Here is a 15054-nt window from a genome sequence, read left to right as displayed (position 1 = left end):
AAAGACGAACAAATGGGAGACATGAGCTGAACCGCTTGAGACACCGCCGTTGATTTCCGTGCAAGACTTCGCTTTCCGCGGGAGTCTTCGTCTTGCCCTCCAATCAATGGCTAGAAGAATCTCAACAGGTGAAACCTACGTTTACCCTAACAAAAAAAACGAACCAATCATCAACATGGTTGATAAGTGGTTCGTTTTTCACTTCGTCTAACATACTTTTGTCCCAGCTTCTTTTTTTATACTCTGTCCAATAACTGAGCCATCATCATCGCTTTTCCCACTACAACTCCGGCGTTGTAGACTTCTACATCTAATTTAGCAAACTTCCGACCAAGTTCTAATAGCTTAGGGCGAATTTCAATTACACTTTCAATTTGAACCGGTTTAATAAAATAAACGGTAATGTTTTCAATAACCAAATCACCTTTTTTATATAAGCGCAGAACACGATTGGCAGCTTCCGTCACAATAGTAGTAAAAACTCCGTATGAAATAGTTCCCATATAATTTGTCATTTGTGGCGTTACTTCACAGCGATAGACAGGTGCTTCCTTTGTCTCTTGTACGTCCATAAATTGATTCGTTACAATGTCATCAATGGTTTCTCCTACCTGTGGTTGACGCTGAATCATTTGCAGCGCTTTTAAGACATCTTGACGGCTGATAATGCCTTCTAGTCGGTGGTAATCGTCCACTACAGGCAGCACTTCAATCCCTTCCCATACCATCATATGAGCGGAAGAAGCGACCGATGTTTTCCCGTGAACGGTCATCGGATTTTTCGTCATCACTTTTTCAATCGAAGTGGAAAGATCATATCCAATAACATCTTTTGAGGTAACCATTCCATGAACTTTCATATGCTGATCTACTACAGGAAAACGACTGTGGTGCGTTTGATCGTTACATTCGTGCCATTTTTCAATCGTATCGGTTAACTGCAAGCTAACCGCTTCAGAGACGGGTGTTAAAATATCCTCTACAAGCACAATTTCTTTTTTTATCAACTGATCATAGATAGCCCGATTAATCATCGTTGCAACTGTAAATGTATCATAGCTCGTTGAAATAATAGGAAGCTTAAGATCATCCGCAAGCTTCTTAACCCATTCTTCCGTATCAAAGCCGCCCGTAATTAAAACGGCTGCGCCTGCTTCAAGGGCTAATTCATGAGCGTTTACTCGATTCCCTACGATAAGAAGGTTTCCAGCCTCGGTATACCTCATCATAGCATCAAGCTTCATCGCTCCAATAACAAACTTATTTAACGTTTTATGCAAACCTTCACGTCCGCCCAGCACTTGTCCATCTACAATGTTTACTACTTCGGCAAACGTGAGCTTTTCAATGTTTTCTTTCTTCTTTCGTTCAATTCGAATAGTCCCTACTCGTTCAATCGTTGAAACATATCCTTTATTTTCCGCATCTTTTATTGCTCGGTACGCCGTGCCTTCACTGACAGTCAGTTCTTTGGCAATTTGGCGCACTGAAATTTTTTCACCAATTGGAAGCGAATCGATATACTGTAAAATTTGCTCATGTTTTGTCGCCACGTGTACTTCACCCTTCTAAAACGTTTTTACGTTTCATATGTCTTTTCTTTTATTATACGGGGGAAGTGAAATGGATTCAATCTAACCTCTTTGACGCAAAGGCTTTCTCGCACTATTTTTTTGAATACCTGTCTTTTTACGGCGCGGTGCATAAAGTAGTGATGACAAATTGCCTCCGGCTACAAAAAGAGCAAAGGTAAGCCAGCTTATACTAAAAATCCCTTGCAAACTCGCAGTTGTTAACACTAAGTGCGGCATTGCATAGTAAAGCATCACTCCGCATAGTAAAAGCGATAAAATAACTCGATTTTTTTCCATAACTCTCCCTCCTTATTATTACTATCGTATGCGGGAAAGTAAAAAAAGCAGAACGTTTCTTTGCAAATAAAAAGAGATTAAGACATAACTGCATCGATTCAATCTAAAGATGAACAAATGTGAAACCTACGTTCACCTTAACAATAAAAAAAGAACGAGTGATCGATATTATCAATCACTCGTTCTTTTTTAACTTTAACTGAAATCGTTTTGTCCCAGCCTTTATTTATGATTAAAGATCCAATCCTTCTCCAACTTTTAATACTTTTCCTTCAATACCAGATAAAGACTCAACAAATTGATGAGGATCTTGCTTAATTACAGGAAATGTATTGTAGTGAATTGGCACAACAAGCTTTGCCTGCACCCATTCCGCTGCGATAGCCGCATCTTCAGGTCCCATTGTAAAGTTATCTCCAATTGGAAGAAATGCTACGTCAGGCTCATGGCGACCAATTAACTTTAAATCAGAAAATAAAGCCGTATCTCCAGCATGATAAATTGTCTTTCCTTCAATCGTTAAAAGCAAACCAGCCGGCATTCCTGTATAAATAATTTTCTCATTATTTTCTGTATAACTTGAACCGTGGAAAGCTTGTGTCAATTTTACCGTACCAAAATCAAATGTATAGGCTCCGCCTATGCTCATTGGATGTACGTTTAAGCCTTGCCAGCTAAGATATGTAGCTAATTCTGCTACTGCCACAACAAGTGCACCGCTGCGCTTAGCAATTTCCACCGTGTCGCCTACATGATCATTATGGCCATGAGTCAGTAAAATCACATCTGCTTTTACATCTTCAGCATGTAAATCTGTTAATTCATTTCCAGTGATAAACGGGTCAATTAAAATTGTTTTTCCTTTTGTTTCAATTTTAACAACAGAATGTCCATGATAAGAAACGTGCATCATATATTCTCTCCTTTTACACTAACCTTTTCTATATTCTACCCGTCTGTTTTGGTTACAAAACAAGTGAATACGCGGCTATCATATCACAAACTGCGCAAAAACATGCCTTATTATGCTTGCTCTAATAAAGTTGTTGCATCAGCGTAAGTTAGACCGTGTGCATCTGCAACAGCCGCGTAAGTGACAAACCCATTTAGGGTGTTGATGCCTTGAAGAAGGGAAGGGTTTTTTAAGCACGCTTTTTTATATCCCTGATTTGCTATTTGCAGAGCATAAGGAACCGTTACGTTGGTCAGCGCTAAGGTCGACGTGCGGGGAACAGCCCCTGGCATATTAGCAACAGCATAATGCAAGACCTCATGCTTCGAGTAAGTCGGGTTATCGTGAGTAGTAATACGATCAGTTGTTTCAAAAATTCCGCCTTGGTCAATGGCAATATCAACTACAACTGACCCTTTTGACATCGTTTGAACCATTTCCTCGGTGACAAGCTTTGGCGCTTTAGCTCCCGGTATGAGAACCGCTCCTATCACTAAATCTGACTCTTTTACAGATTGTGCGATATTGTAGTGATTTGACATTAATGTTGTCACTTCTTTACCAAACAAATCATCCAGCTGGCGAAGGCGATCAGCGTTTAAATCAATTATTGTGACATCAGCCCCTAATCCGACCGCAATTTTAGCAGCGTTGGTTCCCGCTACTCCTCCTCCAATAATTGTTACTTTTCCTCTTTGCACGCCTGGCACCCCACTTAACAAAATCCCTTTGCCACCTTTGGTTTTTTCTAAAAATTGAGCTCCAATTTGAGAAGACATTCTTCCTGCAACTTCGCTCATCGGCGTTAACAGAGGCAAGCTTTTATTTGGAAGCTGTACCGTTTCATAAGCGATACCCACTACCTTTTTATCAATCAATGCTTTCGTTAACGCTTCTTCAGCTGCCAAATGTAAATACGTAAACAAAATAAGTCCTTCACGAAAATATCCGTATTCTTCTGAAATCGGTTCTTTTACTTTCATAACCATTTCAGCATCCCATGCTTCTTTTGCAGTATTTACAATAGAAGCTCCTGCATTTGTGTAATCTTCATCATGGAATCCAGAGCCTTCTCCTGCCTGTGTTTCAATATATATATCATGCCCACCGTTAACTAAAGCTGTAACACCAGCTGGAGTAATAGCCACGCGATTTTCATTATTTTTTACTTCTTTCGGCACTCCAATTTTCACCTTTATCCCTCTTTTCTTATATCAGTGATTAACTGAAAAAAAGAACGCCACACCAAATCCTTTAGAAAACCGGATTTACTATGACGTTACCTTTCGATAGAGCTCAGCATAATCCTGCTTTTCTTAGTCTATATACAGTATATGCATGTAGTTATTCATATAGTTCGTTATCACTCTGTGCTTCTGGATTTTCAACTACGGAAGCCATAGCATCGCCAATAACGCCGCTTGAATAAGAATCCATTAGCTGTCTTGATGTCTCTTTTTCTCCTTCAAAATCATATTCATATACATGCTGCGGATGTTTTTTGTCTTTCATATGTCACTTCTCCTTTTTCACTCTATTTTCTTTACGAATGTGAACTTTATTTCATAATCTCTTACATGATCTTTTCTATTTTCTTCTTTATTGCTCTAGTTATACCATTTATCTCACATCAAAAAACGCCCGCAGAATTTTCTGCGGACGTTTTGAAAACTGTTTTATATTGAAGCTTTTTCATGCAATTCATCTTTAGCTAGCTGAATTGCTTTTTTCACTTGTTCAAACCCTGTTCCTCCCGCGCTATTGCGGCGATTAACAGCTGTTTTTGGACTTAATACATGGTAGATGTCTTCCTCAAATAAATCTGACGCTTCTTTATATTGCTCGAGCGGCAAATCCATTAGGTAGATATTTTTCTGAATACAAACGAGAACTAGTTTCCCAACCACTTCATGTGCTTCACGAAACGGCATACCTTTTGCAGCAAGATAGTCAGCTAACTCCGTTGCATTTGAAAAATCTTGTTTCGTAGCTTTTTCCATAACATTTGTTTTTACTGTCATTGTTTCAATCATGCCAGCAAAGATTGTTAAGCAGCCTTCAATCGTTGTAACCGTATCGAACATGCCTTCTTTATCTTCTTGCAAGTCTTTGTTGTATGTTAAAGGTGTGCCTTTTAACACAGTCAACAAGCTAAATAAATGACCATATACTCGTCCTGTTTTACCACGAATTAACTCTGCCATATCAGGATTTTTCTTTTGAGGCATAATACTGCTGCCAGTTGCATACGTATCATCCATTTCAATAAATTGAAACTCTTGACTAGACCATAAAATTAACTCTTCACAAAAACGAGATAAATGCATCATTAAAATAGAACTGTTGCTCAAAAACTCTAAAATAAAGTCACGGTCGCTGACAGCATCCATACTGTTTTGATAAATTCCATTAAAGCCTAGAAGCTCCGCGCTGTAATGACGATCAATTGGAAATGTCGTACCAGCTAAAGCTCCTGCTCCTAAAGGAGATAAATCAATACGCTTTAGTGATTCCGCATAACGCTCAGCATCACGCTTAAACATTGAAACATAAGCCATTAGATGATGAGCAAAAGAAACCGGCTGCGCGCGCTGTAAATGTGTGTAGCCTGGAAAAATAGTTTCGACATGCTGATCTGCTTTTGTAAGCAGCACATCTTCTAGATTTTCGATCAGTCCTACAATTTGCTGAACATGCTTTTTTAAATATAAGTGCATATCTGTAGCAACTTGATCATTACGGCTTCGACCCGTATGAAGCTTACCTCCAACCGGACCAATTTCATCAATTAATAGCTTTTCTAAATTCAAATGAATATCTTCATATTGAGCAGAAAATGTTAATTCTTTCTTCTTAGCTTTTTCAAGCAGTGTTTGAAGGCCTTTTTTAATTTGTGACGCTTCATCTCCAGAAAGAATGCTGCATTTCTCAAGCATTGTTACATGTGCTAAACTGCCTTCAATATCTTCTTCTACAAGATGCTGATCAAATGAAATGGACGCACCGAACTCGTCAATCCATTGTTCAGGGCGTTTCGTAAAACGCCCTCCCCAAAGTTTGGTCATACCGTTGTCACCTTCTTTTGATTTACCATGCTGCTCACTTGTGTTGGAAGACCCCATAATGAGATAAAACCAACTGCTGCATTGTGATCAAATTCATCTTCTTTTGTATATGTTGCAAGTTTTTCATTGTATAAAGAATTAGGAGATTTACGTCCCTCTACGATAGCATGCCCTTTAAATAGTTTTACTCTCACTGTTCCGTTCACATATTGCTGCGTGTCTTTTAAGAATGCAAGCAGGGAATTTGTTAATGGAGAGAACCATAAACCCTCATAGATAACTTCTGTTAATTTTTTCTCAATCACTGGTTTGAAGTGCGCGACTTCTTTCACTAATGTTAAATCTTCAAGCTCTTTGTGTGCTTTGATTAATGTCATAGCAGCTGGACACTCATATACTTCACGTGATTTGATTCCCACAAGACGGTTTTCTACATGATCAATACGTCCTACTCCGTGCTTACCTGCAATTTCATTCAATTCTAGAATTAACTGAGCTAGCGTATAAGATTGACCATTTAATGCTACTGGAACACCTTCAACGAATTCAATTTCTACTACATCGGCTGTGTCCGGAGTATTTTCAAGAGAAGCCGTTAGGTCATATGCTTCTTCAGGTGGAGCTGCCCAAGGATCTTCAAGAACGCCGCACTCGTTACTTCTTCCCCATAAGTTTTGGTCAATTGAAAATGGGCTGTCTAAGTTAATTGGAATTGGAATATTCTTTTCTTTTGCATACTCGATTTCTTCTTCACGAGACCATTTCCAGTCACGAACAGGAGCTAAAACTTCTAAGTGTGGATTTAATGCTTTAATTGATACTTCGAAACGCACTTGGTCATTTCCTTTTCCCGTACATCCATGTGCGACAGCTACTGCATTTTCTTGTTCTGCTACTTCTACAAGCTTTTTAGCGATTAGCGGTCTAGATAGTGCAGATACTAATGGATATTTTCCTTCATATAACGTGTGTGCTTGAAGTGCTGCTAATGCAAATGTATTAGCATATTCTTCTTTTGCATCAATCACATATGACGATACCGCTCCAACTGTTAAGGCTTTTTCTTTAACGAATTTCAGATCTTTTCCTTCGCCTACGTCTAAACAGCAAGCTACCACATCGTACCCTTTTTCTTGTAACCATTTAATTGCAACTGATGTATCTAAACCTCCGGAATATGCTAAAACAACTTTTGGATTACTCATCATCTATTCCTCCTACAAATTATATATATATTAATACAACCGTTTTAATTTTTATTCATTTAATCTACTATTACTTTAACAACTTTTTAATCTATTTTCAATAGTTATTCAAAAAAAAGTATATAAATTCACGTTTTTTTAATTTAATAGGATAAAAGCTTTTAAAATACTGTAAAAATAGACGTGAATGAATATTCCTGCCTTAAATGCATTGTATATTTATATGCATAAATCAAGTATAAATGATTTATTTTTCACTTAAAGTAGCTCTGGCTTTTGTCATTGTATAAAATGGAAGGGAAGAGGTGAAAAAATGGAGCGCTTTTTTACTTATGACAACAGACTCGGTATAAAAATTCCTGCTCTTGAAAGAGAATGGACATTCTATTCTGAAAAAGTTCAGCAGGATATCCTCTTAACATGGGAATCCATTCGAGGGCAAATTCCAGACAAAATTCAATCTGTAGAAAAGAGGATTAATCAAAAACAAGCGGCGTTAGAAGATGAGACTAATTTTATCCGCTCCTGTGAATTAAATAGCGAGATAGGAGAACTTGCTTCTATTATTAATGATTTGTGGCTTTGGTATCGAACAAATGAGGAAATATCAGAAAAAGTTCACGGATAGACAAAAAAACGAGTCTCATGAAAAATTAATGAGACTCGTTTTTCTTATCCAGCAAATAGCGGTATTGGTAAAAGCGCTTCGCATAATCTGTCACTTGTTTGGCCATTCGATAATTCATCCCTCCGCCAACCATCATACTCACAATTGGCAAACGATTATAAACTTTTCGCTTCGCAGAAAATATAGCTAGCGTTTTTCCAATTTGCACAACGATTTTTTGCAGCCACGTCTTATCTACAATTTGATCAACACCTTCATAAAAATACGGGTCAAATTCTTGGCTTAGCTCACTCTTTAATTGATGCCACCCCTCAGCCTGAAGGTGTCTAGGTAACGTTGCTGCATGAAAAACTTTTAGCGTTAGCATAAGCTCTGAAGGAGTCTGGATATGATAGCCGTAGCTCATTGCTGCCTGTTGCACCGCTTGAATATTCATGCATAAAACAGCGGGTATATCAATACCGACTAGCAGCGATTGGCCGGTTCCTGAAAGTGCTCCTTGACTCAGCGCATACAACCGCAGCTTGGCCATTTGCTGTTCGCATATATAAGAAAGCTGATCTACTTGAAGGGAATTCATTTCTGACAGATCTGTGATATCTTCTTTGAATACACGGGCGGTTTCAATAATTCGTTTTGTCGCTTGAGTTTGCATTTCCGTACCTTGAATTAATGCAGTTAACTGAAAGAGTCCCTCATCAATTTTATGTAAATAGGTCTCACGAACAGAAGCAGGAATTAAGTTAAGGCCTTTTTCTAACCATTCTTCGTACAATAACTCCATCTCAGTTGCTTCTACGCTCTGTAAGCTCTCTTCCCATTTATAGATTTCTTCCAAAAGCTGTTCTTCGCGATTCGTTAATATCATCATGTCACCCTTTCAAGAAATAAGTAGTTTTATTTTTATTATAACAAATAATGCATCCGTTACATTTTGCTTCCTATATTATTTCTTTCTTCTATACGTTGTAAACCTTCTTTCAACCGTCAGCTCCTTACGCTATATAAAAAAGCTGATTTCCTAACAAGGAAATCAGCTTTTCGTTAGTTTGCCTGACAATTTATGAGAATTCATGCATTGAAGAGGCACTTTATGAACTTAAATATTCGCTAAACGAGTAACGTCACGTGCAATCATAACTTCTTCGTCTGTAGGAATAACCATAACTTTAACTGGAGAATGAGGGTAGCTAATAAATGCTTCTTCTCCTTGTACACTATTTAAAGCTGGATCCCAATAAACGCCCATGAACTCTAAACCACGAAGAACGCGAGCACGTACAACATCACTGTTTTCTCCAATACCTGCTGTGAAGATGATTGCATCTACACCAGACATACGAGCAGCATAAGAACCGATATATTTATGAATACGGCTAGCAAATACTTCAAGTGCTGTTTCAGCGCGTTCATTGCCTTCAGCGCTTGCTTTGATTAGATCACGTAGGTCACTAGAAATACCAGATACACCTAAAAGACCACTTTCTTTATTTAATACATTTAATACTTCGTCAGCAGTTTTTCCTGTTTTCTCCATAATAAATGGAATTAATGCAGGGTCAATGTTACCTGAACGAGTTCCCATTGCTACACCAGCTAATGGTGTGAAGCCCATTGATGTATCAATTGACTTTCCGCCTTCAATTGCAGCGATACTTGCACCGTTACCTAAGTGACAAGAGATTAAGCGTAATTGTTCAATTGGGCGTCCAAGAAGCTCAGCTGCACGCTCAGAAACATATTTATGAGATGTGCCGTGGAAACCGTATTTACGAACGCCATACTTTTCATAGTACTCGTACGGTAAGCTGTACAAGAATGATTTTTCTGGCATTGTTTGATGGAATGCTGTATCGAAGACTGCTACAGCTGGAACATTTGGAAGAATATCTTGGAACGCTTTAATTCCCACAATGTTTGCTGGGTTGTGAAGCGGTGCTAAATCAGATAAAGCTTCAATTTCCGCTAGTGTTTCATCTGTGATTAAAACAGAGTCAGCAAATTTCTCTCCGCCGTGTACGACACGGTGACCTACACCAGTGATTTCATCGTATGATTGAATGATGTTTTGAGAAAGTAACTTTTCAACTAAAATTTTAACTGCAACAGCATGGTCAGGGATTTCTGTAATATCCGTTTGTTTTTCACCATTTACCGAGATCGTGAAAACAGCGTTATCTAAACCAATTCGTTCTACTAAACCTTTTGTTAATACCGTCTCACTTGGCATTTCAAATAATTGAAACTTAAGTGAAGAACTGCCGGCGTTGATTGCCATGATTTTTGACATAAAAAAACAGCTCCTTCTTTATTATACGTGCATCATAAACATAACGAACAGAACATAAAAGTGTAATCTCTACAATATTCTATGCATTTCGACACGATTTCTATCCTTATTCATTTAATCATTCACGACAATAGATTTCAAGAGCTATACATCATGAAAACGCTACCGGCAAATATTCATTATTTTCGAAAAAGACTTACTTTTTATTAACGCGAAACCATTGGTCCATTTGAGCCATAATATCACTCATTGCTTCTCGATTACTGAACTTCGGCAAATTCACAAGCAGCGCGTTCTCAGGTGCCGTTACCCCTTCTCCTTGCTTTTGAAGAATGATAATACTCTTAGCAGCCTGCTCTTGTTTGAACATTGAAAGCGGCAGCTGAACGATTCCTTGAACGATTGCTTCCTCTTTTAGCAGCGGCTGTAATAAATGAGACTGTTCAGATTCGAACAAGTTATTTGGAATAAGAGCTACTACGTATCCTCCGTCTTTTACATGGCGCAAGCTTTGTTCAATGAATAAGTGATGAGCATAGGTATGACCTTCTTCAGCTCTTACTTTATACTCTTTTGCCCCTTCATCGTTTGGATAATAACCAACCGGCAGGTCACAGACAACTAAATCAACAGGATCAATAAAAAGCGGCTGTAAGCTGTCTTGATTAAATAATTGAACGCCGTGCTTCTGTAAGTTTGCATTTACATATGTCAGTTGAAGTAATAAATCATCCACATCTACACCGTATACATGTTCAATTGACGCAGCGTGTGTATTTAAAATGGTTGTTAATAAGTTTCCAGCTCCTACTGCTGGATCTAAAAGCGTATACTTATCTTTTCCTGCCATGAATTTTCCAACTAAGTAGCTGACAAATAGTCCTACAGCATCAGGGGTCATTTGGTGGTTAGGCTGAACTGCTTCTTTCATCCCTTTTAAAATAGCTAGCTGATATGCTTTTCGAATCGTTTCTTTTTCAAAATGATCAAGCGTGATTGAATCGTATTCTTTTTTTAAACGTTTTTTGGTTACCTCATCTAGCTCTTCTTGCAAAATAGTTCCTTGAAACAAGTTTTCTCCCGTTTCAGCTACTGCTTCTAAATATACGCAGTTTAGTTCTTTTCTTAAAATAATAGCTGTTTGATCAATTACACCAAATAGCTTTTCCATACTAGCTAATTGACTCATATTCTGCCTCCTGTGTAATGAAATGATATCTATATAAATGAGTAAACGTCCTATTTGGAACATCATATTTTATCATAAAAGCTTCTTAAAACACAAAGAAGGCGAAAAACATTGTTTTCCGCCTTCTGCCGAACGCCATCGACAATCTTACTTAGCTGCTTTAGCTGCTTCGATTGCTGCTTCGTAGTTCGGATGCTCAGTTACTTCTGGTAAGTACTCAACATACGTTACGTTGTTATTTGAGTCTACTACAAAGATTGAACGAGCCAATAAGCGTAATTCTTGAATAGCTACACCATATGCTTCGCCGAAAGATAAGTCGCGGTGGTCAGATAATGTTTGAACATTATCAATGCCATTAGCACCACACCAGCGCTTTTGAGCAAACGGTAAATCTACGCTCACTGTTAATACTTTTACGTTATCTAATTTAGCTGCTTCTTCGTTGAAGCGGCGAGTTTGCGCATCACAAACTCCAGTATCAATAGAAGGAACTACACTGATTAGGCGAACAGAACCCTTTGTACTGTCAAGCGTTACTTCTGATAAATCATTTGCTAAAACGGTAAAGTTTGGCGCCTTGTCTCCAACCTTTACTTGATTTCCTAATAATGTTACATCGTTACCTTTAAATTTAGTCACGAATAATTCCTCCTTTAAATAAGTATGTACACTGTTCATATTAGCTTGTCTGTCTCTATATTGCAATTAAATGACATACATACTATAACGCTATATGCTAGAAAACATGCCCAATAAAAAAAGGCTTTGCTTGCTTCTTTTATCGTTCAAAGAAGCAAGCAAAGCTTTATTTTATCCCTACAAATTAAAATCATTTGCACCGTCATGATGCTGATTTTGTTGATTATGATGATCCTGCTGATGGTTATTTCGCTTGAACATTTGCTGCACGCGTTCAATTGCTTGAGGTGCTGTATCTAAAATCTTTTCATATAAATGTGTACTTTCATTAAGGTGAAGCATTTTAATTCCGCTTCCACTCACAATTAAAAAGGCAATTGGCGTAATTGATACACCGCCACCGCTACCTCCGCCAAATGGATGACCTGATTCTTGCTGATGCTGCCCTGGAGAAGATGGCGCATGCCCTTCTACTCCAAACTCGCTTCCGCCCGCTGCAAAGCCAAAACCTACTTTTGAGACAGTTAAAATAACGCTGCCATCAGGTGTTTCTACGGGATCACCAATGATTGTATTAACATCAATCATTTCCTTTAAATTTTCCATAGCTGTCGACATTAAACTTTTAATTGGATGTTCTGCCATTAAGATAACCTCCTTATGTTTTCACAGAGTGTGTCTTGTTCTTATTTGACGACTTCCATCTTTTGCGACGCTTTTTGGACGTATGCCGCCAGTATCTCAAGGTCCGTAAACCTACTAGAATAGCTTGACCAACTCGAAAAGAAATTATGCACTCAAATACCGTTTCTGACCAAAGATGTTGAAATACAGGAGTAACGCTCATTACAGGCATATCTTTTAGTTTCATATAACGGCTGATTATACCAACTATGCCCCCCTTTGCAGACCATACCGCCCCGGTAAGTACGCCTGTTAGCGCAGCATCACCTAAGCCGAAACGGCTGTGCCATTTAATATCCCTTACCGTCACTTTCTGTAAGAAACGACGAAAAATTTTATGAAAACCGACTACCTGTTCAAGGAATTGCTTCGCATTTTCTAACATGCTTAACCCGTCTTCTACAGAATAATCACTCCATGAATTCTCGTCTTCTTTTCCTTGATCACCCATTCCTTTCTTCTTTTCAACAAGCAAACGAGGAGAATCTTTTTTTACTTTCACTACCGGAATTTCATATGTATAGCGAATAAGACCAAACCAAGCCCTGAGTCTCACTCTGTAATAATCGTTATCTCGGACATGATGAAGCTCTACAAATAGCGTGATTTTTGTCCATACAATAAGTACAATAACAATTAAAAGTGCTAGCAATATCCATAAAAGCCATAGCACATCCTTCACTCCTTCTTAGCTTCACATTATCTCCAAAACAGAGAATATTAAACCTTATGAAAACAATAAAAAGAGGTTGAGACATAACGAAATGAATCCAATCAGCTGCTAGAAAGATCTACATAAATGAAACCTACGTTTACCATAACCCAAAAAAACGAACCACTAATCAAACACCTTGATCAATGGTTCGTTTTTCAATTCGTCTAAATATTTTTGCCCCAGCCTCTTTTTATTATCTGCTTATTGTACCTTCATGTATAACGGTTGTATCTGCGTAGTAATCATGCGCTCCTTGCTTTTTAGGTAAAAAAGCAACTAACAAATAGCCAAGAAAAAAAACTGTTTTAGAAATATAACGTCCAATTCCTTCACGAAACAGCACAACAGGCCAAGTTAAAGTGGAGTCTTTCAGTGATACTACTTTAAGCCCAAACACCATCTTTCCAAGCGTTTGTCCAAAATACTTGGTCATTAAAACAAAATAACCATAAAAGATAATCACCGTCACAATCGTATAGGGAGAAAAAAATCCATCCCCTTGAGGAATATCTGCTAAATGGAAAATGGGTTTGATCAGCAGGGAGTTCAAGCTAGCTACTACAGCTAGATCCAAAAGATATGCCCAAAAGCGCATCCAAAAGCCTGCATAATGGAATTCACTACCTATTGGAGCACTTACCGCTGGCTCATGTTTTATAGTGTCGTTTGATTCGGTTGAATGAGATTGATTTTCCATGTTCCCACCTCTATTCTGCATATAAATACATCAAGCGCGGAGAGCTTGGCTGCGCAAATGTTTTTAACATTGCGGTAACTTGTTCATCTCCACCAATTACTTTTTGCATGCTCATTGAAAGCCAAGAAGGCAGTCCGAATCCTTGATTGTATTGAATTACTTGTGCACCTTTTAACTTGTAATCTTTCTCCATTCCTTTTACCGTATCTTCAAAATAGCCTAGTTGATCGACCAGCTTCAGCTCTTTAGCCTGACGTCCATCGTACACTCGTCCATCTGCAATAGAACGCACTTTTTCTTTAGAAAGGTGACGTCCTTCAGAGATAACATTGACGAAACCATCATACGAGTTGTCTACAAGTGTTTGCATAATTTCTTTTTCTTCTCCGGTCATTTCTCTTGTTGGAGACATAATATCTTTATGAGCCCCGCTTTTAATAACAACAGATTCTACTCCTAGTTTATCCGCCAGCTTGCCATAGTTAACGCTTTGCATAATTACACCTAGTGAACCTGTTAAAGTGTCAGGGATTGCATAGATTTTAGTAGCAGCTGTTGAAATGTAATAGCCTCCTGAAGCAGCCATTGATCCCATTGAAATATAAACTGGCTTTTTCGTGTCTTTCTTCAGCTCTTCAATTTTTTTATGTATTTCAGCACTTTCAACGACGCCCCCGCCCGGTGAATTCACCTTAATAATGACTCCTTTAACTGCCTTATCATTTTTTGCAGCCTCTAGCTGCTTTAAAAATGCTTGGTGGTTATAACCATTCTGAGACATAAGCGGAGAGGAACCGCTTCCTGTATCTTGAATCGTTCCATTGACCTCTAGTACTGCAATTTTCTTAGCTGCATTCCCTTTTTCGATAACTGTTTCTGATAGTTCACTGTCGTCTCCTCCAAATATGCCTGCCAGACCGTCATCTTTTTCTTCTTTGACTGAAAAACCAACATTAACAATCGCAGAGAAAATGAATAAGCAGGCCGCAATCAAAAGAGCAATCCACCTTTTTTTGTTCATGAAAATCCTCCTTTTTAGGTGTCAGAATTAAAAGATTATTCTTTTAATTTTTAAAGCAATAATGCTATAATTATTGTAACAAACTTTTTTTAAAA

General features: G+C 38.2%; 16 protein-coding genes. 1 reads left to right on the top strand and 15 read right to left on the bottom strand.

Going from position 1 to position 15054, the window contains the following annotated elements:
• Positions 1–236: 236 nt before the first annotated feature.
• The 7 genes from SCI76_RS16615 to SCI76_RS16585 all read right to left on the bottom strand — a co-directional run bounded on the left by SCI76_RS16615 (position 237) and on the right by SCI76_RS16585 (position 7093).
• The gene (locus tag SCI76_RS16615) at positions 237–1553 is read right to left on the bottom strand and encodes a CBS domain-containing protein (RefSeq protein ID WP_028411790.1); all 1317 of its coding nucleotides are present in this window, start codon (positions 1551–1553) and stop codon (positions 237–239) included.
• Between the two features lie 81 nt (positions 1554–1634).
• Positions 1635–1871 carry a hypothetical protein gene (locus SCI76_RS16610; RefSeq protein ID WP_033579613.1) on the bottom strand — a complete coding sequence of 79 codons (237 nt, stop codon included), beginning with the start codon at positions 1869–1871 and terminating at the stop codon, positions 1635–1637.
• A gap of 232 nt (positions 1872–2103) precedes the next feature.
• On the bottom strand, positions 2104–2781 hold the full coding sequence (locus SCI76_RS16605) for a metal-dependent hydrolase (RefSeq protein ID WP_033579823.1): 678 nt from the start codon (positions 2779–2781) through the stop codon (positions 2104–2106).
• Positions 2782–2894: 113 nt separating this feature from the next.
• On the bottom strand, positions 2895–4016 hold the full coding sequence (gene ald, locus SCI76_RS16600) for an alanine dehydrogenase (protein WP_328180114.1): 1122 nt from the start codon (positions 4014–4016) through the stop codon (positions 2895–2897).
• 151 nt (positions 4017–4167) lie between these two features.
• Positions 4168–4335 (bottom strand): hypothetical protein, encoded by a 168-nt coding sequence (locus SCI76_RS16595; RefSeq protein ID WP_013059463.1) that lies wholly within the window; start codon positions 4333–4335, stop codon positions 4168–4170.
• A gap of 164 nt (positions 4336–4499) precedes the next feature.
• Positions 4500–5888, bottom strand: a complete 1389-nt coding sequence (gene argH / locus SCI76_RS16590; RefSeq protein ID WP_014458026.1) for an argininosuccinate lyase — start codon at positions 5886–5888, stop codon at positions 4500–4502.
• Entirely contained in the window at positions 5885–7093 is a 1209-nt protein-coding gene (locus SCI76_RS16585) for an argininosuccinate synthase (protein WP_033579611.1), read from the bottom strand. Before SCI76_RS16585 ends, argH begins: the two co-directional genes overlap by 4 nt.
• 313 nt (positions 7094–7406) lie before the next feature.
• On the opposite strand from SCI76_RS16585, the gene SCI76_RS16580 reads away from it, so the two are divergent.
• A complete protein-coding gene (locus tag SCI76_RS16580) occupies positions 7407–7721 on the top strand; it encodes a hypothetical protein (RefSeq protein WP_099331323.1) in 315 nt (104 codons plus the stop codon).
• Positions 7722–7746: 25 nt separating this feature from the next.
• On the opposite strand, the gene SCI76_RS16575 is transcribed toward SCI76_RS16580, so the two are convergent.
• The 8 genes from SCI76_RS16575 to sppA all read right to left on the bottom strand — a co-directional run bounded on the left by SCI76_RS16575 (position 7747) and on the right by sppA (position 14959).
• Positions 7747–8592 carry an EcsC family protein gene (locus SCI76_RS16575; protein WP_231099269.1) on the bottom strand — a complete coding sequence of 282 codons (846 nt, stop codon included), beginning with the start codon at positions 8590–8592 and terminating at the stop codon, positions 7747–7749.
• Between the two features lie 228 nt (positions 8593–8820).
• Entirely contained in the window at positions 8821–10011 is a 1191-nt protein-coding gene (locus tag SCI76_RS16570) for an acetate kinase (RefSeq protein WP_013059468.1), read from the bottom strand.
• 196 nt (positions 10012–10207) lie between these two features.
• Positions 10208–11200: a class I SAM-dependent methyltransferase gene (locus SCI76_RS16565; RefSeq protein ID WP_034271473.1), complete on the bottom strand. Its 993-nt coding sequence runs from the start codon at positions 11198–11200 to the stop codon at positions 10208–10210.
• Positions 11201–11347: 147 nt separating this feature from the next.
• Complete coding sequence (gene tpx, locus SCI76_RS16560) at positions 11348–11881, bottom strand: thiol peroxidase (RefSeq protein ID WP_407544047.1); 534 nt, start codon at positions 11879–11881, stop codon at positions 11348–11350.
• Positions 11882–12019: 138 nt separating this feature from the next.
• Positions 12020–12487, bottom strand: a complete 468-nt coding sequence (gene ytfJ, locus SCI76_RS16555) for a GerW family sporulation protein (protein ID WP_028411798.1) — start codon at positions 12485–12487, stop codon at positions 12020–12022.
• A gap of 13 nt (positions 12488–12500) precedes the next feature.
• The gene (locus tag SCI76_RS16550; protein ID WP_028411799.1) at positions 12501–13199 is read right to left on the bottom strand and encodes a DUF2953 domain-containing protein; all 699 of its coding nucleotides are present in this window, start codon (positions 13197–13199) and stop codon (positions 12501–12503) included.
• Positions 13200–13434: 235 nt separating this feature from the next.
• The gene (locus SCI76_RS16545; protein WP_099331324.1) at positions 13435–13938 is read right to left on the bottom strand and encodes an RDD family protein; all 504 of its coding nucleotides are present in this window, start codon (positions 13936–13938) and stop codon (positions 13435–13437) included.
• Positions 13939–13948: 10 nt separating this feature from the next.
• Positions 13949–14959 carry a signal peptide peptidase SppA gene (sppA, locus tag SCI76_RS16540; RefSeq protein ID WP_028411801.1) on the bottom strand — a complete coding sequence of 337 codons (1011 nt, stop codon included), beginning with the start codon at positions 14957–14959 and terminating at the stop codon, positions 13949–13951.
• Positions 14960–15054 lie beyond the last annotated feature (95 nt).

It is taken from the genome of Priestia sp. HNGD-A6, assembly GCF_045784335.1.
Taxonomy (GTDB): domain Bacteria; phylum Bacillota; class Bacilli; order Bacillales; family Bacillaceae_H; genus Priestia; species Priestia zanthoxyli.
The sequence above is the reverse complement of the archived record's forward strand: the minus strand, read 5'-3'. Positions and strand labels throughout refer to the sequence as shown.

Bases quoted from the DNA above. Each gene is read 5' to 3' on its own strand.
- SCI76_RS16565 (WP_034271473.1), bottom strand. From the start codon at position 11,200: ATGAGTCAATTAGCTAGTATGGAAAAGCTATTTGGTGTAATTGATCAA.
- SCI76_RS16605 (WP_033579823.1), bottom strand. From the start codon at position 2,781: ATGCACGTTTCTTATCATGGACATTCTGTTGTTAAAATTGAAACAAAA.
- tpx (WP_407544047.1), bottom strand. From the start codon at position 11,881: ATGAACAGTGTACATACTTATTTAAAGGAGGAATTATTCGTGACTAAA.
- SCI76_RS16595 (WP_013059463.1), bottom strand. From the start codon at position 4,335: ATGAAAGACAAAAAACATCCGCAGCATGTATATGAATATGATTTTGAA.
- argH (WP_014458026.1), bottom strand. From the start codon at position 5,888: ATGACCAAACTTTGGGGAGGGCGTTTTACGAAACGCCCTGAACAATGG.
- sppA (WP_028411801.1), bottom strand. From the start codon at position 14,959: ATGAACAAAAAAAGGTGGATTGCTCTTTTGATTGCGGCCTGCTTATTC.
- SCI76_RS16580 (WP_099331323.1), top strand. From the start codon at position 7,407: ATGGAGCGCTTTTTTACTTATGACAACAGACTCGGTATAAAAATTCCT.
- SCI76_RS16585 (WP_033579611.1), bottom strand. From the start codon at position 7,093: ATGAGTAATCCAAAAGTTGTTTTAGCATATTCCGGAGGTTTAGATACA.
- SCI76_RS16570 (WP_013059468.1), bottom strand. From the start codon at position 10,011: ATGTCAAAAATCATGGCAATCAACGCCGGCAGTTCTTCACTTAAGTTT.
- SCI76_RS16610 (WP_033579613.1), bottom strand. From the start codon at position 1,871: ATGGAAAAAAATCGAGTTATTTTATCGCTTTTACTATGCGGAGTGATG.
- ytfJ (WP_028411798.1), bottom strand. From the start codon at position 12,487: ATGGCAGAACATCCAATTAAAAGTTTAATGTCGACAGCTATGGAAAAT.
- SCI76_RS16545 (WP_099331324.1), bottom strand. From the start codon at position 13,938: ATGGAAAATCAATCTCATTCAACCGAATCAAACGACACTATAAAACAT.
- SCI76_RS16575 (WP_231099269.1), bottom strand. From the start codon at position 8,592: ATGATGATATTAACGAATCGCGAAGAACAGCTTTTGGAAGAAATCTAT.